The 20,164-nt window shown below is 60.8% G+C and carries 19 protein-coding genes; 13 read left to right on the top strand and 6 right to left on the bottom strand.

Translation table 11 applies throughout. The features are described from left to right. Positions 1-74: 74 nt before the first annotated feature. Both IWX77_RS15700 and IWX77_RS15705 read right to left on the bottom strand, forming a co-directional pair. Positions 75-1,478, bottom strand: coding sequence for a dihydrolipoyl dehydrogenase family protein (locus tag IWX77_RS15700; protein ID WP_196845492.1), 1,404 nt, complete (start codon positions 1,476-1,478; stop codon positions 75-77). Then, complete coding sequence (locus IWX77_RS15705; RefSeq protein ID WP_196845493.1) at positions 1,471-1,770, bottom strand: thioredoxin family protein; 300 nt, start codon at positions 1,768-1,770, stop codon at positions 1,471-1,473. Before IWX77_RS15705 ends, IWX77_RS15700 begins: the two co-directional genes overlap by 8 nt. Positions 1,771-1,826: 56 nt before the next feature. On the opposite strand from IWX77_RS15705, the gene IWX77_RS15710 reads away from it, so the two are divergent. From IWX77_RS15710 to IWX77_RS15735, 6 genes are all read left to right on the top strand, one after another. Next, positions 1,827-2,273, top strand: coding sequence for a heavy metal-responsive transcriptional regulator (locus IWX77_RS15710; protein WP_196845494.1), 447 nt, complete (start codon positions 1,827-1,829; stop codon positions 2,271-2,273). 190 nt (positions 2,274-2,463) lie between these two features. Continuing rightward, a complete protein-coding gene (locus tag IWX77_RS15715; RefSeq protein ID WP_196845495.1) occupies positions 2,464-3,699 on the top strand; it encodes an MFS transporter in 1,236 nt (411 codons plus the stop codon). A 179-nt stretch (positions 3,700-3,878) separates the two neighbouring features. Next, on the top strand, positions 3,879-4,520 hold the full coding sequence (pdxH, locus tag IWX77_RS15720) for a pyridoxamine 5'-phosphate oxidase (protein WP_327012248.1): 642 nt from the start codon (positions 3,879-3,881) through the stop codon (positions 4,518-4,520). Positions 4,521-5,822: 1,302 nt separating this feature from the next. Continuing rightward, positions 5,823-6,116: a transcriptional regulator gene (locus IWX77_RS15725; RefSeq protein ID WP_327012250.1), complete on the top strand. Its 294-nt coding sequence runs from the start codon at positions 5,823-5,825 to the stop codon at positions 6,114-6,116. A 700-nt stretch (positions 6,117-6,816) separates the two neighbouring features. Continuing rightward, positions 6,817-7,428: a TetR family transcriptional regulator gene (locus tag IWX77_RS15730; RefSeq protein WP_196845496.1), complete on the top strand. Its 612-nt coding sequence runs from the start codon at positions 6,817-6,819 to the stop codon at positions 7,426-7,428. Between the two features lie 574 nt (positions 7,429-8,002). Beyond that, complete coding sequence (locus IWX77_RS15735) at positions 8,003-8,338, top strand: hypothetical protein (RefSeq protein ID WP_196845497.1); 336 nt, start codon at positions 8,003-8,005, stop codon at positions 8,336-8,338. Between the two features lie 612 nt (positions 8,339-8,950). Here IWX77_RS15735 and IWX77_RS15740 read toward each other — a convergent pair. Both IWX77_RS15740 and IWX77_RS15745 read right to left on the bottom strand, forming a co-directional pair. After that, entirely contained in the window at positions 8,951-9,442 is a 492-nt protein-coding gene (locus IWX77_RS15740; RefSeq protein WP_196845498.1) for a GNAT family N-acetyltransferase, read from the bottom strand. A 74-nt stretch (positions 9,443-9,516) separates the two neighbouring features. Continuing rightward, positions 9,517-10,122 carry a bleomycin resistance protein gene (locus IWX77_RS15745; protein WP_196845499.1) on the bottom strand — a complete coding sequence of 202 codons (606 nt, stop codon included), beginning with the start codon at positions 10,120-10,122 and terminating at the stop codon, positions 9,517-9,519. Positions 10,123-10,280: 158 nt separating this feature from the next. Between IWX77_RS15745 and IWX77_RS15750 the strand changes: the two genes are divergently transcribed. The 3 genes from IWX77_RS15750 to IWX77_RS15760 all read left to right on the top strand — a co-directional run bounded on the left by IWX77_RS15750 (position 10,281) and on the right by IWX77_RS15760 (position 11,859). Continuing rightward, positions 10,281-10,787 carry a GNAT family N-acetyltransferase gene (locus IWX77_RS15750; RefSeq protein ID WP_196845500.1) on the top strand — a complete coding sequence of 169 codons (507 nt, stop codon included), beginning with the start codon at positions 10,281-10,283 and terminating at the stop codon, positions 10,785-10,787. 187 nt (positions 10,788-10,974) lie between these two features. Continuing rightward, positions 10,975-11,193 carry a hypothetical protein gene (locus tag IWX77_RS15755; protein WP_196845501.1) on the top strand — a complete coding sequence of 73 codons (219 nt, stop codon included), beginning with the start codon at positions 10,975-10,977 and terminating at the stop codon, positions 11,191-11,193. A gap of 81 nt (positions 11,194-11,274) precedes the next feature. Continuing rightward, positions 11,275-11,859, top strand: coding sequence for a DUF416 family protein (locus IWX77_RS15760; RefSeq protein ID WP_196845502.1), 585 nt, complete (start codon positions 11,275-11,277; stop codon positions 11,857-11,859). A gap of 99 nt (positions 11,860-11,958) precedes the next feature. Here the strand turns inward: IWX77_RS15760 and IWX77_RS17265 are convergent, their stop codons facing one another. Beyond that, positions 11,959-12,735, bottom strand: a complete 777-nt coding sequence (locus IWX77_RS17265; protein WP_327012249.1) for a GNAT family N-acetyltransferase — start codon at positions 12,733-12,735, stop codon at positions 11,959-11,961. 304 nt (positions 12,736-13,039) lie between these two features. On the opposite strand from IWX77_RS17265, the gene IWX77_RS15775 reads away from it, so the two are divergent. The 4 genes from IWX77_RS15775 to IWX77_RS15790 all read left to right on the top strand — a co-directional run bounded on the left by IWX77_RS15775 (position 13,040) and on the right by IWX77_RS15790 (position 17,079). Beyond that, on the top strand, positions 13,040-13,669 hold the full coding sequence (locus tag IWX77_RS15775) for an ABC transporter ATP-binding protein (RefSeq protein ID WP_196845503.1): 630 nt from the start codon (positions 13,040-13,042) through the stop codon (positions 13,667-13,669). Beyond that, a complete protein-coding gene (locus IWX77_RS15780; protein ID WP_196845504.1) occupies positions 13,666-15,168 on the top strand; it encodes a hypothetical protein in 1,503 nt (500 codons plus the stop codon). Before IWX77_RS15775 ends, IWX77_RS15780 begins: the two co-directional genes overlap by 4 nt. Before the next feature lie 208 nt (positions 15,169-15,376). Beyond that, positions 15,377-16,243 (top strand): DNA/RNA non-specific endonuclease, encoded by an 867-nt coding sequence (locus tag IWX77_RS15785; protein ID WP_196845505.1) that lies wholly within the window; start codon positions 15,377-15,379, stop codon positions 16,241-16,243. A gap of 254 nt (positions 16,244-16,497) precedes the next feature. Continuing rightward, the gene (locus tag IWX77_RS15790; RefSeq protein ID WP_196845506.1) at positions 16,498-17,079 is read left to right on the top strand and encodes a recombinase family protein; all 582 of its coding nucleotides are present in this window, start codon (positions 16,498-16,500) and stop codon (positions 17,077-17,079) included. Between the two features lie 352 nt (positions 17,080-17,431). Here the strand turns inward: IWX77_RS15790 and IWX77_RS15795 are convergent, their stop codons facing one another. Next, on the bottom strand, positions 17,432-19,651 hold the full coding sequence (locus IWX77_RS15795) for a hypothetical protein (protein ID WP_196845507.1): 2,220 nt from the start codon (positions 19,649-19,651) through the stop codon (positions 17,432-17,434). Between the last annotated feature and the right edge of the window lie 513 nt (positions 19,652-20,164).

Here is a 20,164-nt window from a genome sequence, read left to right on the forward strand (position 1 = left end):
TTGGCGAGATCGTTGGGCGGTAGAGAGGCATGGTCGCGGGTGCGCGAGAGAAGTGATGAGCGTGGTGAAAGGCTCTAGAGCAGGGAGCTGAGGTCAGATCCGACGGTCGGGTATGCGGCTGTGGCGGATTTGAGTTGGCGAGTAGTGAGTCCGAGCTTGATGGCCAGGCCGAAGGTGTTGACCAGTTCGCCGTATTCGGGCCCGAGCAAATGCGCGCCGACGATGCGGTCATTCGATCTGTCGATGAGGATTTTGGCGGCGGCCGTGCTCTCGCCGATCCGGTAGTTGGAGTACCAACTGCTGGTGTCGGAGAAGCGGATTTCTAGGTCGAGGCCTTGCTCGGTGGCCTCGGATTCGACCATGCCCACACGGACGAGTTCGGGGATGGTAAAGACAGCGGTTGGAATACCGGTGTAGTCAGGCGTGATGGTGGTGCCCTTGATCATATTGGACGCGGCAACCTTGGCCTCGGCGACCGCGATTGGCGTCAGAGGCATTCCGGCGGTGTCTGCGGAGTCGCCGGCGGCCCACACTGCAGGGTTCGACGTGCTCTGAAGGTGTCCCCCCACACGCACCCCCCGCTCGCTCCATTCCACACCGGCTGCTTCCAAGCCCAGTGCGGCAAGGTCGGAGACACGTCCCGCGCCGTGGACCACGAGGTCGACTTCTACTATTTCGTTGACGCCAGCGTGTTCAAGGGTGACGTGGTAAGTCTCGTTGGTCCGCTCGACAGCCGTGATATGGGTGCTGCGACGCACGTCAATACCGACCTCGCGACCGCGCTCGAGCAGTAGTTCGACGAGATCCGGGTCGAAGCTCTTCAACGGGCGCGCCCCGCGGTCGATGATCACCGCTGTGCTCCCCGCGCGGGCGACGAGGTGTGCGAACTCGAAGGAGATAAAGCCGCCACCAACGAAAAGTATCCGCCCGGGCAGAACATCAAGGTCAAGGAACTCGGTGCTATCGATGAGGTGCTCGCAACCGGGGAAGTCCAGTGGTCGAGGCCTCGCTCCAGTCGCGATCAGGAAGCGTTCGGCCTGATGCCGGGTGCCGTCGATATCGATCTGGTGTATTCCGACGAACCGTGCATGCCCGTGGAGCGTGTCGACGCCGGCGCGGTCGAGGCCAGATTCCATGCGCTCGGGAACAGGGCCGGTGAAGCCGTGCTTGTGCGCCATGAGGTCCGACCAGTTCATCACCAGCCCTGCATCATCGATGCCCTTGCCTCTCATGAGGCGGGCGCTGTCGATGATCTCAGCACCACGACGCAGGATCTTCTTGGGGTCACAGCCCCGCAACGCGCACGTCCCGCCGTAGGGAAGAGAGTCGACGATAGCGACTCGCCAGCCCTCGGCGGCACACTTATTTGCGGCGGCGATACCAGCCATGCCAGCGCCGATGACGATCAGATCGTAAGTGTCGCTCCCGAGTGGTTCTGCGGGAGAAATCGGCGCGTTGTTGGGGCCCCGGTTATACATTGGTGAGGACCGTGCGGAGTTGCTCAAGCGTCGGGGCACCCTCGTACCCGTTCGGTGTCGGGTACCGACGGCAGGTCAACCCCGCCTGCGAACCAGGCTCGGCGAACACATCGACGCCACCTACGTGAATGCTCGGCGAGCCGAGAAAGCCGACGCGGTCGGCCTGCTCGGGTGTTTCGACCAACTGGTGCCTCACATTGATATCAGGACGCTCGCCCACAAGCAGGTTCAAGCGCTCGTCCGCGACTTTCCAGTTCGGACACGCCTTGAAGTAGAGAAGTGTTACATCCATGAAAGTCACTGTAAACCTTGATCCCCGGTACAAGGTCAAGCGCGTAACATCGGGGCATGCGTATCGGAGAAGTGGCTTCAGCGGTGGGTCTGCCTACCCAAACCATCCGCTTCTACGAGCGCAGCGGACTGCTTCCCCGACCTCGGCGGGACTCGAACGGCTACCGCACCTATGACGCCGCGATCCTCAGCCAGCTCCAGTTCATCCGCAGCGGACAAGGTGCAGGACTCACCCTGCTAGAAATCGCCGCCATACTCGATCTACGCAGTGAAGGTGTCAAACCCTGCACCCACGTCCGCGAGCTACTTTCAACCAAGCTCACCGAGGTCCGGACACGACAAGACGAACTCGCCACCCTGGAAAGAGAACTCGAGGGCCTCATCAACCGCAGTCAGCAGCTCGATCCCGCCCACTGCACGGACGCCGAAATCTGTCACATCATTGTGCCCACACACGACGCTACGAATCCCGAGCTGCCCAATGCTCGCGTCTCGAAACCCTAGGGTTTCGAGACATCGTCCCATCGCTATCGCCGCCCCAGACGTCAAGCTGGGGAGTCGCGCACTGTCGTTTTCCCAAGTCGACTGCACGAATGTCCGAAGTCGACTGCACAGCTCTTCCGTGTCCGTATGAGGAACCCTGATCGGAACGTATCTCGGCGCCTTGGTGGCTCCGGGCGGCTAGGGTTTGCTCGTGTCGTTAGGTAGAGGGTTCAGGCAGCTTTGGGCGGGCAACGCGGCGGGCAACCTGAGCGACGGCTTGATTTTCGTGGCGATACCGCTGCTGGCAACATCGTTGACGACGGATGCCCTTCTCATCGCCGGCCTTGCCGCCACGTACTCGGCGGTGCGGTTGCTCGTAGTGGTCCCGGTCGGGGTCTATGTCGACCGTTTCGATCGTCGAACGATCTTGTGGATCACGAATTTCAGCCGGGCGTCGCTCTTGATCATGATGGCGGTCGTGTTCGCAATCGGCTGTGGCTCCGTTCCGCTCCTGTATGTCGTCCTCGCGGGCGTCGGAATCTTGGAGACCGCCGCGGACAACGCGGCGCTATCGATCCTGCCGTCGGTCGTTCCGGTTAGCAAACTGGACCAGGCGAACAGCCGCATCTCGGCGGCTCAACTCCTCGCCGATGAATTCGCAGGTCCGCCGCTGGGCGGATTCCTGTTCGCCCTCGGGGTGGCGGTTCCGGTCCTGGCCGCTGGCGGCCTCTATGCAGCGGCCGGGTTCTTCTTCCTCGCGCTCCCGCGTTCAGGCGTCGTCAACGGCCTCGCCTCGCCTCGCCGATCCGTGTTCCGTGAAGCCGTGGACGGTGCCCGTTGGCTTCGCGGACACCGCGTATTGAGCGGCCTCGCGGTAGTTGGCGGGCTCGCGAGCGTCGCGTACATGATGCCGTTCTCCGTCCTTGTGCTGTTCGCGCAGCAAACTCTGGGTCTTGGTCCGGCGGGGTACGGCCTGATTCTGGCGGTGTCAGCACTTGGTGGTCTTGTCGGCTCGATCATCACAGCTCCACTTCGTTTACGTGTGGGGTACGGACGGATGATCGTGGGGAGTCTTTGCCTCGGCGCCGCGTCTATGTTCGCGCTCGCATTCGTCCGGATCCCATGGGTGGCCGCGGCTCTCCTAGCCGCGTACATCCTGCACTCCGTTGTGTGGGGAATCTGCGTGAGTTCGCTTCGGCAGCGTCTTGTCCCTGAGCACCTCCGAGGGCGGGTCAATGCATCGTCCAAGGTCCTCGGTCTTATCGGTCTCACCGTGGGAGCAGCCCTCGGCGGGGTTCTCGCTTCGTCGCTGTCCTTGTCCGTGCCGTTCTTGGCGAGCGGCACTCTTTTCATCTGCTGCGGCGCAATCGTTTGGTGGCTATTTCGATCTGAACTGCAATCAGGATCGGACTCGGACATGGCGCTAGAAACCCCGCGCAACGATTAGCGCTGCCCGACCGTGACCCTGTCAGACGGGAACCGCAACAGGGCCACTTTCGCCACGACTCTGGACAGAGACTGACTCGCACCTGCCAGCAGTGCGTTTCTGCCTGTCCCATCTAGGCTGGAGGTGCCGGCCGGGGAATTTTCAGATTCCGCCGGCTCCAAGCGAGGGCGAGAATCCTGATGGAATCCCTGACGAGTCACACCGACTATGGCGCAGTGAGCCTGAACGAGTCCGGGGTCAACCCCGACCCGATGGTCGAGTTCCCCCTTTGGCTGGCTGCCGCGGAGCAGGCCGGGCTCTACGAGCCCAATGCCATGGTGCTCAGCACCGTTGACCCGGACGGCCGACCGAGCAGCCGAACCGTGCTGCTCAAGGGGCTCGACGGCAGCGGCTTCGAATTCGTCACCAACTATGCGTCCCGCAAAGGCCGGGCGTTGAGCGTCAACCCGGAGGTCTCGCTGCTGTTTCCCTGGTATTCCATGCACCGCCAGGTGATTGTCTACGGCACGGCCAATCCCACGGATGCCGCCACCAGCGACGCCTATTTTGCAGGCCGGCCGAGGGGGTCGCGCGTTGCCGCGGTCGCCAGCAACCAGTCGCGGCCCGTCTCAAGCCGCGCCCGGATCGAGGAGCAGGTTCGCCGGGTGGAAGAGCGTTATCCGGACGACACGGATATTCCCCGGCCGGAGGACTGGGGCGGGTTCCGTGTGATTCCGCGCGCGATCGAGTTCTGGCAGGGCCGCACGTCTAGGCTGCACGACCGCCTGCGGTTCACGGCCGGTGACTCTGGTTGCTGGACGCTGGAGCGGCTCCAGCCGTAATCGCAGTTGGGGTTACCCAGCGAGGTCAAAGTAGTGGATCTGCTGATACTTCGTATGAGTTCAGCCGGTGATTTCGGATGCAGTGCTGCAGTGGCGGAGGCGTTCGGCCGACTGAGGCCCTACTTCTGGGCAAGGATCTTCTCGAGCTCTGCGATGACGAGGTCGGGTCGGGAGGTGAACGGATGATGACCCGTTGGGAGTTCGACGGAGCGTGTAGCCCGGCCAGCCAGGGTGCGCGATGAGGGTCTGCCTTCCGAAGCGAAACGGGCAGAACTTCTGGGTCGTATCTGACCGGAAATACTTTCACAGTCGCCCCTCAAGACCAACCCGTGACGGAACGTCTTCAGCGGTTGAGAAGTTCGTGCGAGAGGACGACGGTGGCGAACTCGTCGTGAAGATTGATCGCGGTGACTCGGGAAAGTTCCGCCGCGCTGATCCTTCCACCTTCGAGGTCTGTCCTGTCAAATGTGTGAGTCGCATCCCTGAGATCCCGCGCCGGGGCGCTCCCGCGTGCCCGAAAACCGCCGTCATTGTGACGACCACGACATTCCCCGCCGTCAGCGCTGACGACCACCACGTCACTGTGCCGACCACACCCCCAAAAACTCATCGTCAAACAGCATGACGCCTCATCGTCATTCAACGTGACGGACAACAGCCCACCAAGGCGATCTAAGTCGGAACCATTTCTAGGAAGCTGTCAGAGGCTGAAATCCCGGCGAGTGGGCTGCCCGCTCTGGTACGGAAGGTCTGAGTACCCTGCATCCATCGGAAGGAATCAGTCGCAACAACCCGCCAACCAAGTGCCTCCGAGGGGTTGACACTGCTTTGGCTAAGGTGTCTACTTTCCTGTATGGAAAATGAATCTACTGCCGGGGAGGCCCTAGCGATCGCGCGCCAGTCACGCACCGCGGCGTTGCGACGCTCCCGAGCAGCCTGGTGGTACTACCCGGCAACGGGGTCTGTGTTGGGCGGGACCGTAGTTGCTGTTCTGTTGGCCCATGGAGTCGGCGTTGGTGTTGCTGTGATCCTGATGGCTGTCACCCTTCCGATCATAGAGTTCGCGCGCCGACGCGTGACGGGAACCCGGACGACGGAAGCCGGGCGCGGTCGAGCCACTGGGTATGCTGCAGTTTTCCTCGTGGTCGCTCTTGCGGCTTTAGCAACAGGTTGGTTCCTCGTCATGGAGCAGGGGGTCACCTGGGTTGCGTGGGTGACCGGCTTGGCGGTATTCATTCTGATGGTTGTCGGCGGATGGGTCTTTGAACACACACTGGCTACTTCTATGAATCGTTGACGATCGTGGCTGGACCCGCGCCCGAGCTGAACGAGACAATTCATCCCACTCGCCGACTCTCAATTTGTGCATACTTGTTTGAGGTGGTTGAGGCAGAGTTTTCGGCTCTGCGTGACTCGCTGTCTATCAGCGACTCGTCGCTCAGCAAGCACCTGTCAACTCTCAGAGACGCTGGTTATGTTCGAGTGTCTAAGCGGGCGGACAGTGGGCACGCCTGGACCTGGGTTGCTCTGACCCGGGACGGCCGCGCTGCGTATAAGGCTCATATCGAAGCCTTGCGTCGGATGATCAGCAGTTGAAAAGCCTCCGGCTCGAAACCGATCTCCACTGAGTGTGCTCGAGCCGGAGGATCCTTAGGCTCTACAGCTGTAGTAAACGGCTCCTCCTCCCACAGCTGCCCCAAAGACAAATCGCATCGTCATGGTCGGCGACATGACCGCAAGAATACCTCCGATTACGGCGATGAGGCATCCTTCAGCCTTATAGTTCACGGCGCCCCCGCCATAGGCCAAGCGATACGACTGGACCTGCTGGCCGTTGAGGTACCGCTTCAAGTAACTTCCTTTGCAGTTCGATAACGGTTCACCGTTGGGCAGAAAGTAGGTGTAACCCGATGTCAGGACGCACATCCAATCGTATTGCCCGGTAGGCGATGCGCCGGACCCCGTTGTCGCAAACGACACGCTCAGTGGGGCCGTAACCGGCGCCTCCACCGCGTTTGCCGACGATATACCGGACAGCAACATTGCTGCAACGGCAAAGGCGGCTAGGCCGCCTTTCCATTTCTTCATTGTGTATCCCCTCTGGTTGAGGCCGACAGGACCAAATTTGGCACTCGTCACCCTTGTAGATTGGGACGCTATTCCCTGGACGAGCGTCCAGGGAATAGCATCTTAATGAGCCCACTGCCAGGGAATCCTGTGAAAGCACGTTGCACGTTGCGGCGTCAAAGCGCACGCAGAATGCTCAATAAGCACGGGAGACGGGTCGAGTAAATACATGTCTATGACACATGCCGCAGACCGCACGCCGACGATCGCTAGTGCTGAATCGTGTACGGCCACGGTAATTCTGGATGCGGCCACAAAGGAGTTCGACGAGTGCGGATTTTCGGGAGCCAGCGTCACTCAGATCGCGAACAGAGCCGGTACCTCACGGTCTCTCGTGAGCTACTACTTCCCCACGAAGTCCCGGATTGCTTCGACGATCGTTAGGATGGCCTATCCCGGCGGTATCTTCATGGGTATCAATCGCGAGGCTAGCGACCCACTCGATGCGATCAGCCAAGCGGCTGAGCATGTATCAACGTGTTTCGTTCATCACCCACTCGCGCGCGTGGCGCTCAAGCTTCAACGCAGTCGCGATGTGCAACTGGATGGAGCGCCCGCCAGATGCAACGGGTGGATTGTGCGAGTGGGTGATTATCTAGACGAGGCTCGGCGAGACGGGTTGATCCCGATGGATACTGACGTCCCGGTGCAAGCTCGGCTCTTGGTCGCCGGAATAGTTGGGATCATCGAAATAGCATTCACGACAGGCAACTACCTCGCAGTCATCGATGACTGCGTCGTGGTTAGCCGCGACCGAATCGACATGCTCCGCAACGGCTAAATTGGGTGGCCTTGTCCCCGTTGAGTGGGTTATCTTCCGCTCTGGAATCCTAAGCCAACGGCAAGAGTTCGGCTGCCGCAGCGCAGCTCGTTAAATGGAGTCGAGCCACGTTATACCGCCACGCGGCCCAATTGCGTGACCATCGCCAAGACCAGTAGCGGCCACCACCTCCAACACATTCTCACTCGTCACCGCCAAATAAATCAGGAGGAACGCCGCCCCATAAATTCAAAAGCCACAGGCGGATTCTCCAAAAGGTGCCACGACGCACTGAGTGGGTGTCCTGTCAAAGGAACCTTTATTTCGTTGTCATTTTCAGAAGTCTCTGACTGTTAGCCGAGAATGGCGGTCGATTGCAGTTTTCGATTGCGGTTTGGCAACTCATCGTTCCGCAAGGGGAACCCCTTACGGATCGCTGGAGCGATTCCAACGTCTGAGGGGGAGATACCTGCGAGACTCACCGCATGGTCGTACTCGTCGCGTTGGCCCTCAGCGGGTGTTCGATGGTGTTGGCGCCGGCGAAATACCGTCGGCTACTGGCATGAACCGCCCAGCTTGGACGAGCATGATCCCTGTGACCGCAGCGGGAGTCGTCGCCGCCGACCTTTACGTCATCGTTGTGGTGATCGCATCGGGAGACGACGCGTCGTTTCTGGCCTTTGGCCTTGCTCTTGCCAGCGGAATCGGACTCGTGGGCTCAACCATCGGATTCGTCCTCGCTCGCCTGGTGTGCACAAGCCGGTTTGGGCGAGTGGCAGTTGCAGGCGTGTCCACATTCCTCGCAACCCTGGCCGTAGGGAACCTGCCGGGTCTGATCGGCGTCGCAGGACTCGCTGTCGTCGTGGCGGTTGCAACGGCTGGAGCGCTAGCTCTCATCGAATGGCGCCAATCCCGAACAACCGGAACCTAACCACGCTGAAGCCCAGCCCACAGCGTTCGATAGCCGGACGTACACGTTTGCAGAATCGGCGCCAATTCGCCAAGGTTCCGACATATCGGGGGAGTGGCGTTGGGGAACGTCCACGCAGACGGAGGCGATCCTCGGGTCACTCCAAAGTAGCTGGTGGACCGGCGCGTGATCGGGCTAGGACCTGCGCCTGTCGCGTCGCGTCTTTTTCGTCGGAGGTTTCTTCTCTGGGGAGAGTGCATCGGAAGGCGTGGTCTCAGACCTCGGGAGTACTACTGGTGGAAGGGCCGACAATGGAGGACCGCCACCAGACCCCGACTTGACTACGTCGGCCAGGACAAGAGCCACCGTGATGACCACTTGACCAATAGATCGAAGCACGTCTGTGGTGGCTCTCAGCACCCGGCGGACGCCAATTCTCGTTCCCATCTGAAGACCCCTTTTTGTGGATCCTATCGACGTGGCGCCATCGCTCCTGCGCTGTGCCGAGAATTTGGGGCTGAGACTCAAGTCGATTCCCGAACCATGCCGAGTCGATCCGTCGGGTCCGTACAGGAACCCTGACCGGGCACTATAAACCGACCAAGCCCTTCGCCGGCCTTCAAGAATCGAAATTCACGCCAAGTCTTTCCGGAACCAGTGGTTAGCGTATGGGTCCGTATTGTGCGCTTCCCCTTCGATGTAGCCAAGGGACGCGTACAGGCTTCGCGCTTCGACGAGGTCCGTTCGTGTGTCCAACCGCAACGCATGGAGTCCTAATTCGCGGGATTCGCGTTCCAGTTCCTTCATGAGAAGGCGTCCCAAGCCCTTGCCCCGTGCCGCCGGTTCCACGAAGACTCTGGTTACCTCGCCGATGTCGCCGGGGCGCACCCGCATGCCTGCACAGCCGAGAACGGTGGCTCCTTGGCGGGCCAGAAGAAGGATGCCCAGTGGTGCGACCAGGTCGTCACTGGGGTATCCGGCCTGGGCATCCATGGTCTCCTGGCGAGATGCAGGTCGCCCGTGGTAGCGGCCCACAAGCTCCTCGTAGTACCGACGTGACACGTCCTTGGCTTCAGCAGACGTCGGTGATGTCGCAGAGACAAGGATCGGCATCGTTGGAGTCATGCGATCCACAGTAGTTCTCGAGACACCCGACCAAGCGTGAGCTTGCTCCAACAGAGCTGAGTCCGGCTGCAGGGTTAAAGGGTGCCGGCCCCGGCAAGCCTGCGGCCCAGAGATGCTTGGAATCGGATCAAGTATCCATCCGGGTCTTGCACCAGGAACTGGGCTACGCCGGCCTCGGTCGTGCCGGTCCGGTACCACTTCGTCTCCGGCTCCATGAAGAGGGTCCAGCTCGCGGCGTCGAGAGCACTTAACAGCGGTTGTATCGACGCCACAGTGATCTGGAAGTTGATCCCGCGGCCGAGAGGTGGCTCCAAGGCGGCAGGTATCCAGTTCCGTCCCGATCCTCTTTGTTCGAGCATGATGTGCGCCGTGCCGCTGGTGATGTAGGCAAACCCCTCGTCGGGGCGGTCGTAGAGCACCTCGAATCCGCACAGGCGGCACCAGAAATCCAGGCTCGCCTCGAGACATGTGATCAGTAGCTCCGGGACCAGGGATGGACCTGGCGTACTGTCCGCGTCTGTCACGACTTCGGCTTGAAGCGAGACTTCTTGGTCCTCAGTGGACGTGGTCGATGCCGCTGGGACAAGGATCGGCGTTGACATCATGCGGTTCACCCTACGCTTCGAGCGACCGAGCGGATGTCTCGCTGTTTGATCCTCAAAAACGCCCATGATCAGCATCAGGGTTAGTTGGAGCAATCGGAAGTAGTCCGCGTTCGGTGTCGAACTATTCTCAGCGCCAAGTATCGCGACTCTTATCTCAGATGGTGAACGTCGATGAGGTGGGCCCGTAACGTGGACTTGTGTTCGGATCACGCCAACTTAGTCAAGACGTCAGCATGCGCGTACTGCGCCGGGGCGATGCCACGGCGCTTGCCGCAGCATATGTGCGCAACCGTCAATATCTCGCTCAATGGGAACCGGTGCGCCCCGAGGAGTACTACACCGAGGCGTGGCAGGCTGCGGACATCGCTAAACGACTTATTGCAAGTGACGCTGGCGAGGGATACCCCTTTGGCCTATTTGCTGGCGATGCACTCGTAGGTCGATTCAACTTGGCCGGAATAGTGCGCGGCCCCTTCGAGAGTGCGGGTCTGGGTTACTGGGTGGATAGCAAGTACGCGGGTCGCGGGCTGGCATCAGCGACGGTCCAGATGATCGTAGAAGTGGCGCGCGAGGACCTCGGGCTGCACCGCATAGAGGCGAGCACTCTCCTTCACAATGTTGCTTCGCAACGGGTGCTCGTGAAGGCAGGCTTTCAACAGATCGGGATGGCGCCTCGTTACCTGCAGATTGCCGGAAAATGGCAAGACCACAATCTCTTCCAAATCGTTCTACACGAATAGGCATCTGGCGCATCCAGAATTCAGCGGCCAAAGCTCTTCACATAACGACCTCACGACCGACCGCACGACGGACGACTCCCGGCACTCGTATTGCACACGGTGGGGAGCGGCTGCTGGTCGCGTCCAGGATTCGCAAGGGAACCTCTACCGGGCGACGGGTCAGTCGGTCGAGGGTACGTTGGGATACGTGACTAGCCGCAATGGGCGCACCGCCCTGATCACCGTCGGCGTGATCGCTCTGATCCTTGGTGGAGTGTGGGCCGGGCAGGGCATAAATCTGATCCCGGGAAGTTTCATGACAGGTAGCCGCATGTGGCTTTCCATCGGGCTCATTATCGCCATCGTCGGCATCATCCTGATTGCGCTCGGCCTACGCCGGCCAGGGCCCGGCCGCACGAGCAAGTGAGACTCAAACTATCGCGAGCCTAGATGGCGCTCCGACGCACGCGAGACGAACGGCCAACGGGCGCCAATGAAGGGGGATCTGATGCGAACGTACGATGAGCACGCGTTGCTGGCCAAGTTGGAGCTGTTGGACCGACGGGCAAAAACCGTGTTCGCCATGTCCTGCGCCCAACGACTGTTCCCGCTGTTCGAGCGCTACGCGTCGGCGGTTGGAGCCCCGACGCTCTCTGAGCGGCTGGCGGAGATCGTGGCGGCAGGATGGGCCCTCGCTGCAACACCGATGGGCGAGGTGCAGCGGATGGAAGCTGAAGCGACGTCGATGGTCCCGGACGAAGATGATGACGGGTGGGTTCGGGAGTCGGCATACGCGCAGAACGCTGCGGCAGCTGTCGCCTACGCGATGGGCGCGTGGCGAACGGACGACCCGCAACAGGCTGTCTGGGCGGCCACGCAGCTGTATGAGGCGGCGGATTACGCGTTCTGGCAGGCTAATCCGGATGCTAATCTAGACGACAGCGGTGCGGCTTTGGGCTCCGGGTTCGTGCAAGCAGCCCTCACAGCGATCGATGAAGACTTGGCTATTGTCGCGTCGTCGGCGCCGTCTTGGGTTGAGCTCCGGCGGCGGGCTGACGCCGAAGGCCGAGCGTGGGCGGCCACGTTACCGTAGGGTCTGCACCGACGCCGGTGGCCCAACCCTCTACGCGGGATCGCTTCCCTGGACAAGCCCAGCTCTCATTGCAGGTTCAGGTGCTGAGACGGCGTGGGGCTACCGTCCAGTCACGGAGTAGCGGCGTTCGATTTCTGAAGTCGCGTGACCCCACGCACTGCCGGCGACCCGTTCCTGGTGAGCCTCGAAGGCGGCTGCGTCCTCGAAGCACTCCTCGACCTGCCAGATCATCGGATTGTTCGTCGGGGTGACGTTAAAGGATCGGCATCCCGGTTCATCGCGGGTCAGGGGAAGATGCAGTGGCAGGTGATCCCGCACAGTGGCCATCTGGTCCTCGGTGTGGCAAACAAGCTGCCCGGTCAGGCGAACCTCAGAGCCGAGTAGGTTCTTTCTCATCTTGTAGTTGGTCAGCTGCACGCCGGCCTTCACTGGGTGCTGTTCTGCCTCGACGGTGAATCCGTAGCGTTCGAAGAACGGGCGAGCTGTAATGCTGACGTCGGCCGTTAGCTCTGCCATGTGCGCCTGACGCGCGTGAGCCTCCACGTAGCCGATCAGCTGTCGCGCTACCCCTTGTCTCTGATGTCGCGGGGCGACGAACAGCATGTCAATAAACCCCGCAGGGTTCACGTCAGAGAAACCCGCCGGTGCGCCATCGATGGTCGCCACGTAACTGTTCCGCGCCTGCATAGTCGCATGCCAGGTGGACAGGTCGCGATCTTCTGGCCGAGCCCAAGCTTGAATCTGCTCCGGCGAATAGTCGGCGGCAGCGGTCTCGGTCACCGCGGCAAGAAATATTGCCAATGTGTCTGCGGCATCCGCATGACCGTACGGACGAATGGCAACGGCCTGCGTATCCCTGCTTTTGTCCAATTCCACAGAACTAGCATCTCACCGCGACCGGTCACAACTTTGCAGCTCCTGCGGTGCCCGCAAGAGGGACGACCAACGGGCATTCCCACGCCTCCATTGGTATCGACACGCCCGCGGACTTGTGGTCGTGCGTTTGACCCGCCCGACATATAGCCCGATGAACGTGCGTCTTACGGACGAGCTGAGGGACGATGCTGCAGTGTCGCGGCGGCTCGCATCCCATGGGTTACAAGACGCCGAGGTTATGAGACGGCCGGGTTGCTCCCCGCAGGTTCTTCGCGAGGCTTATCCGGCCTGGGAGAATTGTCGAATGATTGATGTGGACGAGGTAGGCGTGGTCGCGGGTGACGTGACGTTGTTGGCTCCTGTGTCCGCGGCGGCTCTTCGGGGTGAAGCTCTGATTGTGCGTGGCAGGAACGGGACGGGTAAGTCGACGTTGTTGCGCGTGCTGGCCGGGGTGCGGAAGCCCTCGAGTGGCACGGTGCAGATCGGTGGCTCGGCTGTGGCCGAGCGTGACCGTGGTTTTCGTCGGCGTGTCTCTACGATGATCGGGCTGCCGCCGATGGCTGTCGATCTTACTGTGCGCGATCACGTCACGTTGGTCGCAACGACGTGGGTCGACGGTCCTGCGGCGGCCGTGGACCTCGCGCACGGTGTTCTCGCGGAGTTGGGGCTGGGCCAGCTCGGTGAGCGGTTCGCGCACGAGCTGTCCTCCGGTCAGACGCAACTGTTCGGTCTTGCCCTGGTGCTGGCTCGCCCATTCGAGGTTCTGATCCTTGATGAACCGGAACAGCGGCTAGATCCTGAGCACGTCGAGTCCGTGATCCGTGTGCTCCAGTCTCGCCGCGATGGCGGCGCGACTCTCGTAGTGGCCACACACAGTTCGGTGCTTGCTGAGGCGATTGCCGATCATACTCTCGAGCTGGTGGCCGCGGCATGAGCAGCCGGTCACACGCAGCGATCAATATTTGGCGTGCTCGCAACATCCGCACGACCGGTGATCGTGCGTTCACGATGTACACGGTGCTCATGGTCGCCCTCGTGACCGTCATCCCGGTAGGACGGGCGGTGTGGCTGAGCGCGGCCAGCCCGGCAGGGCTGGCCCTGTTCGCGGATGTTGCGGCACCCAGCGTGACGTCGTTCATTGTCGCAGCGTTGTGGGCGGGCGCGTTGCTGCTGGGACGGGACCGCGGCCCGGCGGTGCTTCCCCCATTTTTGACTCACGCTCTCGCCATGAGCGATCTGCCCCGGTTCAACACCTTCCGTGCTCCACTTTTCCTTTCCGGAGCAATTGCCGCTGCAGTTTGCACGATCGCCGCGGGACTGATCGGTATGAGCCTCGCCAGCAATGGGCTGGCCGAGCCGGGGGGTGTCGCGACCTTCACCACTGTCGGTGGCCTCGTTGGCGTCACCGCGACGGTGGCATGGCTGGCCGGTCAGGTGTTTCCCCGGGCTGCCGTTGCAGGCGCGCTCGGTATCCTCGCGCTCGGATTGGTCACCGTCGCCGTTCCTGGCATGCAGCTGTACGCCCCTTGGGGGTGGGTCGGTCTTGCGTATCCCACCAGCGGAATCTCACACAGCCTCCCTGCGTTGGCAACAATGGCTGCACTGGCTGCCGCCCTGGTCGCCTTGGTGCCGGTGATGATGAATCGGCTCGGTCTCGCCGAACTCACAACGCAAGCAGCACGCTGGGACTCAGCAACCACCCACGCGGCGGGCATGGAATTCTCCTCAGCGGCCACGATCTACCAGCCCAAGCCGCACCTCGGGCGCCGCATCCGTGCCGTGCGGCCACACACCCAACTGGCATGGACGTTCCTCGTCCGTGACACGATCGGAGCGACCCGGGCTCCCGGTCGACTTATCGTCGGTATCCTCGCACTCACCGCCGCCGGGGTGCTACTCGCTCTCGCGTTTGCACCGACCACCCCAGGCTGGCTCCTCGGCGCGGCCGCTGGGGTGATCGCCTTCGCTGGCCTCGGCCCCCTCACCGATGGGATCCGGCATGCCGCAAGCGTCGCTGCAGACTTCCCTCTCTACGGGATCAGCGACGAACGCCTCCTTGCCCATCACGCTCTCTTTCCGCTGGCAGTCACCGTTGTCGTCCTACTCGCGGTGGTCATCGTGTGCTCCATCATCATTGGCACCGCGACCGGCGCAGCAGCTGTCAGCTCGCTCGCACTCGGACTGCTTGCCCTCGTCGCTCGCATCAGCAATGCGCTGAAAGGCCCCCTTCCCACCACTCTGCTCACCCCAATATCGACACCCGCGGGCGACCCCATGGCAGCCGTGCGAATAGCGTGGGCTCTCGACGCCATCCTGCTGGCCGCACTAGGAGGCGGAGCTGCCGCACTCGCGTTCGAGGCGCCCGTCCTCCTCCTAGGAGTCACCGCCACCCTCATCAGCATCGGAATCAAACGCTGGCGCGACCGGCGATAACGCCACGCCCTCGGAATAGTCTCGTATCCCTAGGGATACGAGACGTCTCGCCGCAGCGGGATCGCGGAATCTTGTACCCCGAAGAGCTGCGGCCCGGTGGTTCTCATAACTATGACTCGTAGGTGATCGGCCGGATTGGCCCGGACCTGGTTAGTTGCGAGACACAATTTCAGGTCAAGATGACGGCTGCGGCTGATTGACTGTCGCCATGGACGCTGCAACATTCCCTCCTACTGGATACAACGCCGGTTTCCTCACGTTGCCGCTGCCACTGCCACTGCCTGCCGACGGCTTCCTGCTGCGCGAATTGCCCTACACACATTTCACCGTGCTCATGGATCCAATGCGGGCCCTTGCGATCGTGACAGGCGTCAACATCGACGGTGATCAGCTCGTTGACGTCGACCGCGCCGACGACTGGCACCTCGACCCGCGCATCCCGACCACCGAACAAACCGGGGAGACCGTCTACGCCAGGAACGATCTCGACCGCGGGCATCTCGTCCGGCGCCGAGACCCCGTCTGGGGCGACGCCACAACAGCCAGCCGAGCCAACACCGACACCTTCGCCTACACGAACGCCGCCCCTCAAGCCGGGGCGTTCAATCAGTCCAAGGAGCTCTGGCTTGGGCTGGAGGACCACGTCCTCGCCTTCGCGCGAACGAACGGTAATCGCATCAGTGTCTTCACCGCACCCGTGCTCGCAGCTGAGGATCCGGTGTATCGCGGCGTCAGGATCCCGCAATTGTTCTGGAAGATCGCGGCGTGGACAACGCTTGTGGAAGGGGCCCCTGTACTTCGAGCTGCCGGGTTCGTGCTGGATCAAAGCCCACAATTAGCCGATCTCGATTTCGACGCGGCCCGCTCTCAAGCCCTCGTCGACGGCACTCCCCCACCGCTTGGACCGTTCCGGACGTACCAGGTGCCCATCGTGGACATCGCCGACCTGACCGGAGTCGACATGGGCGCCCTGGCCGAGGCGGACGTCTTGGTGCCCGTCCCAACTATCCGGAAAGACACCCACCCTCGAGAGCTCTGGATGGAACTGATCGACACAGCGGGAATCTATCTCTAATCCGCACCCTTTCGACTAGAGACAACTTGGGCGCGGGCGCGGCGCGGGGCGGGGCGGGGCCTTCCCGGTTCTCCTCGGCATCTCAATAAAGGTTCCTTAGATAAGACAGCAGATCTGCACGCCGACGCACGTTTTAAAGAATCCAACATCGGCGCGTTCCTGCGTCGCTTAGATTCTCAACAACGTGTCTCACTCTGATATTCTCAAAAGCGCGTCAAAACCGCCTTTGACGAGACAATAAGAGTGAGGAACGGATGACGAGTCTTGGCTATGCACGGGTTAGCACAATGGACCAGAATACCGAGCTACAAATTCGGGAACTTGAAGAGGCTGGCTGCGAACGCATCTACCGTGACCAGGGCGTCAGCGGCACCAAGACCAGTCGTCCCGAACTGGACAAAATGCTTGACCGTCTCAGCCGCGGCGACGAAGTTGTCGTGTGGAAACTGGACAGGTTGGGACGCAATACCCGCCACCTCCTAGAACTCCTTGACGGCTTCACCGAGCGCGGTATCAAGTTCCGTTCCCTGCGCGACGGCATCATTACCGACCCGGACAGCGAGCTGGGCGGCGCCATCGCCCGGGCCATGGTCACCGTCATCTCCGCGTTCGCCCAGCTGGAACGTGACCAGCTCTCCGAACGAACTCGCGCCGGCATGGCCGTGGCGGCCTCCCACGGACGCACAGCCGGACGCCGCGAAATCACCGCCGACCATAGCAACGTCAAACGCGCCCGCGACCTCAAGGCCCAAGGCCTGAAACCCGCTGATATTGGGAAGATCATCGGCACCAGCCGTGCCACCGCCTACCGGTACCTCGCGATGGGCACCGACTGACGAAGGCACGGGTAGGACTTATCGGACAGGCTGGGGCGAAGCACTCGGCAACACCACGTCGGAGACGCCCATAACCGGCCAGTCGATTTTAAATGTCATAGAACTATCGGCAGGTACCTGAAATCGGCCCCAAAATTACGAGGCATAGTTGCGGGATTCCTCGTCCAGCGCAGTGCCTCAACGGAATGCAACGCCGGCACCGCGGCAATGAGACGTCTTGTCTCCCTAGGGTTACGAGACGCTGAATATGACTGACGCGCTGAGGCCTAAGCCGTAAGCGTCAGTCTCCGGCCCGTTAACTTTTCACCGAGACGTAATTGGCGGCTCTTTAATGCCAGCCGTAGCGCGTTTCCTACGCCAGCAATCGATCTAAGTCAGCGACCTTGGCGTAAAGGTTGCGCAGCGACTGGTCAGACATGTCGATGATCGGCTCGTACATGAAGGAGTTGACGTGCAGGGTTTCAGCAGTGGTCAGCAGCACGGACCGAAGCAGCCGCAACTCATCCTCTCCTCCGAGCGCGCGGTCCTCAACTATGTTGAACAGTTCCCAAGTCTGGTTCTTCTTGATCTCGTCGGTTACGGCCGGTTCGTCTATCAGCTTGAGCATGAATGACTCTGCTCTCAGCCGCACTGCTATGGCCAAGACGATCTTGTTCGCGAAGTTGACGCCTTCGTCGGCCTCCAAACAAGCATCCGCCTCACGGTAAATCGCGTCGATGACCAACTCCGCCGGGTCCGCCCATCCGTCCGCTTCCAGGCCCACGAACGCCTTCCGGAATAACTTGTCGAGTTCCCCCTGGGTAATGCTTCGGGAGCCTGCCTTGAGATGCAGCAACGAGGTCAAGTGAAGGTAGTCCGGATCTTTGCTCCCGCGACTGTACTCAAGGATGTTCCGAGCGAACGGAATACAGGCAATTCGCTCAAGGGCGCTGGTGAACATCTTCCGCTTGAGATCACCCTCGAAGGGGTTTGTGATGAGATCCCCGCTCATCTTGCTGAACTTGACGCGTTCGGCACTCTTCTCAGCGATGAAGCACTCACCCCAACCCACTACGCCCCGGCCGTAGATGGTGCGGAGGAAATCGAAATTGTGAGTCAGGATGACGATCCGGAAGTTTGTCTCCGCCGCCATCTCCTTCAAATAGTGGATGATCGCGTATTTATTTTTGTAGTCAAAAGAGTCAGCGATGTCATCGATAACGAAGAGACTCAGCTCCCCCGACTTCCTCCTCGCTTCGACCTCGAAGAGAATGTTCAGGATGTAGAGCGCCTTCTTTTCTCCGGTACTGAGCACCTGCAATAGGTGCTCTCGATCCACCCGCGTGGAGCCTCCGCCGTCCTTGAAGTCAAAGTCGATTGTCAGAAAGGGCTCCTGCGCGAGCATGACCTTCACACGGTTCCGGGGCACGAGCGTGAACGGCACATCAAACCGTTCATTGAACAGCTCAATGACGGTTTCCCACTGAGTGCGCTCCGCCGCTGCAGTTTCGAGGATCTTCTTCCGCCGCTCCTCGGACGACTTGTGAGCATCCACTGCCTCGATGAACAGTTCACCATGCATTTTGAAGTAAGAGACCCAGAGCTTCTCCTTGAATCGATCGGTGTTATCGAACTCCGCAAGCAGCTCCGGACGGCCGGACACAAATTGGAAGAAGTCTCGCGTGGCCTGGTTTGCGTTGAGCGCCTTCTCCAAGCCACGGAGGCGCACCATCAGCTCCGAGTCTCCAGTAATGCGCTGCTTCTCGTCTGAGATCAGCTTGGTCAGGTCCGCCTCACTCGACACTTCACGAGGGGCCTCCTCCCCCGAAAGTAACAGCGAGTGCTTAGCCTTGAAGTAGCCTTGGCTGACGAGACTCTTGCTGACCGTCTCGGCGTTGTAGTAATTGAAGGACGCCCTACTGAAGAAGGTTGATTTGTCGAGCAACTCGTTCAGCCGCTCTACATAGTCGGACAGCAACTCCCGGAGCTTCGGATCAGAAAGGACTTTCTCAACGCTCGCGTTGAAGAGGAGGTCGTAGGGGATGTCGGCGAACACCGGCTCTTCCGTCTGCTCCACCTCGTAGCTCACACGCGTGAGCGCGCCAAAGAAGTTGTCGTCCTCCTTGGTGAAGGTCTGCGAAACCAGCAGTCCAACATCCTGCTTGGTTCGCGCAGTCTTCTTCAGCGCGCTGACCAGCTCCCCCTCGATCTTCGACAGGCTTTTCTGAATCGTCTCGAACTCCTCGCGGAGCGGGGCATTTACGAGAAGAGTCGTGGCGTACTTGTCGGGGGTGTATTGCTCGTCGTAAGCAAGAAATACCGCCACATTTGCCGTGTCGGGTTCGTTGCCGGTTTCGTCGAGGATCTCTCGGCGCGTCTCACGCTCGGGGAACACATGGTCCGACGAATCTTGACCTCGAGAGTAGTCAAGGAAGGTCCTCGCGAAGCTCGACTTCATCGTCCCGTTGGGTGCGTAGATAGCCACCGCCTGCCGTGGCTCTGTCGAATTCTTCTTCCGGCGCTCGAAGGGCAGGGTGGCGTCCATTTCACGGATACCGTGACAGTTTCGCAACGAGAGCTGGAGCTTCCTCATGGGGCTCAGCATAGCCAAGCTTAGGAGCTGTCTAGTCCTGGCAAAGCTGCTGCCCAGTCGACCGAGCACCGTGGGCGATGAGGCCGCCGGCTGTTCTAGGGTGTCTCGAAACTAAAGTGTTTCAAAGCCCATGGGATATAAGACGCTGACGTCCCTCTGATTCAGCGTGGCAAATCGGGTCGCTGCGCCAAATAGCGATCACAAAACGCCGCCACATAGCGCCGAAAGTCACAGCCGATGAGCATTGTGGACCATTTCTTCTTCTTGAAAGCCGTGAAGTGCGGATGATGCGAGAATCCTATTCTGAGAATGGCACTTCCCTGATTTTCTGTCGTCGTGTCGCGGCTGTCGGTGGGTTCTTGTTTTCCTCCGTTTTCGAGAAGGAGCGTGTATGCCTCGCCGTCCTGTTCTGACTGTCTGGGCTGCTGCGGATATCTCGGACAGTGGGCCCTCTTAAAATGAGGGTTCACTGAAAGTAGAGAACCGCATGACCGCACCACGCCGGAAATTCAC

The organism is Cryobacterium sp. CAN_C2 (assembly GCF_015751745.1).
GTDB lineage: Bacteria > Actinomycetota > Actinomycetes > Actinomycetales > Microbacteriaceae > Cryobacterium.

Coding starts and splice junctions, on each gene's coding strand:
- IWX77_RS15700 (WP_196845492.1), bottom strand. CDS start 1,478: ATGTATAACCGGGGCCCCAACAACGCGCCGATTTCTCCCGCAGAACCA.
- IWX77_RS15705 (WP_196845493.1), bottom strand. CDS start 1,770: ATGGATGTAACACTTCTCTACTTCAAGGCGTGTCCGAACTGGAAAGTC.
- IWX77_RS15710 (WP_196845494.1), top strand. CDS start 1,827: ATGCGTATCGGAGAAGTGGCTTCAGCGGTGGGTCTGCCTACCCAAACC.
- pdxH (WP_327012248.1), top strand. CDS start 3,879: ATGGAATCCCTGACGAGTCACACCGACTATGGCGCAGTGAGCCTGAAC.
- IWX77_RS15730 (WP_196845496.1), top strand. CDS start 6,817: ATGTCTATGACACATGCCGCAGACCGCACGCCGACGATCGCTAGTGCT.
- IWX77_RS15740 (WP_196845498.1), bottom strand. CDS start 9,442: ATGACTCCAACGATGCCGATCCTTGTCTCTGCGACATCACCGACGTCT.
- IWX77_RS15745 (WP_196845499.1), bottom strand. CDS start 10,122: ATGCTGATCATGGGCGTTTTTGAGGATCAAACAGCGAGACATCCGCTC.
- IWX77_RS15750 (WP_196845500.1), top strand. CDS start 10,281: ATGCGCGTACTGCGCCGGGGCGATGCCACGGCGCTTGCCGCAGCATAT.
- IWX77_RS15760 (WP_196845502.1), top strand. CDS start 11,275: ATGCGAACGTACGATGAGCACGCGTTGCTGGCCAAGTTGGAGCTGTTG.
- IWX77_RS15775 (WP_196845503.1), top strand. CDS start 13,040: ATGATTGATGTGGACGAGGTAGGCGTGGTCGCGGGTGACGTGACGTTG.
- IWX77_RS15780 (WP_196845504.1), top strand. CDS start 13,666: ATGAGCAGCCGGTCACACGCAGCGATCAATATTTGGCGTGCTCGCAAC.
- IWX77_RS15785 (WP_196845505.1), top strand. CDS start 15,377: ATGGACGCTGCAACATTCCCTCCTACTGGATACAACGCCGGTTTCCTC.
- IWX77_RS15790 (WP_196845506.1), top strand. CDS start 16,498: ATGACGAGTCTTGGCTATGCACGGGTTAGCACAATGGACCAGAATACC.
- IWX77_RS15795 (WP_196845507.1), bottom strand. CDS start 19,651: ATGAGGAAGCTCCAGCTCTCGTTGCGAAACTGTCACGGTATCCGTGAA.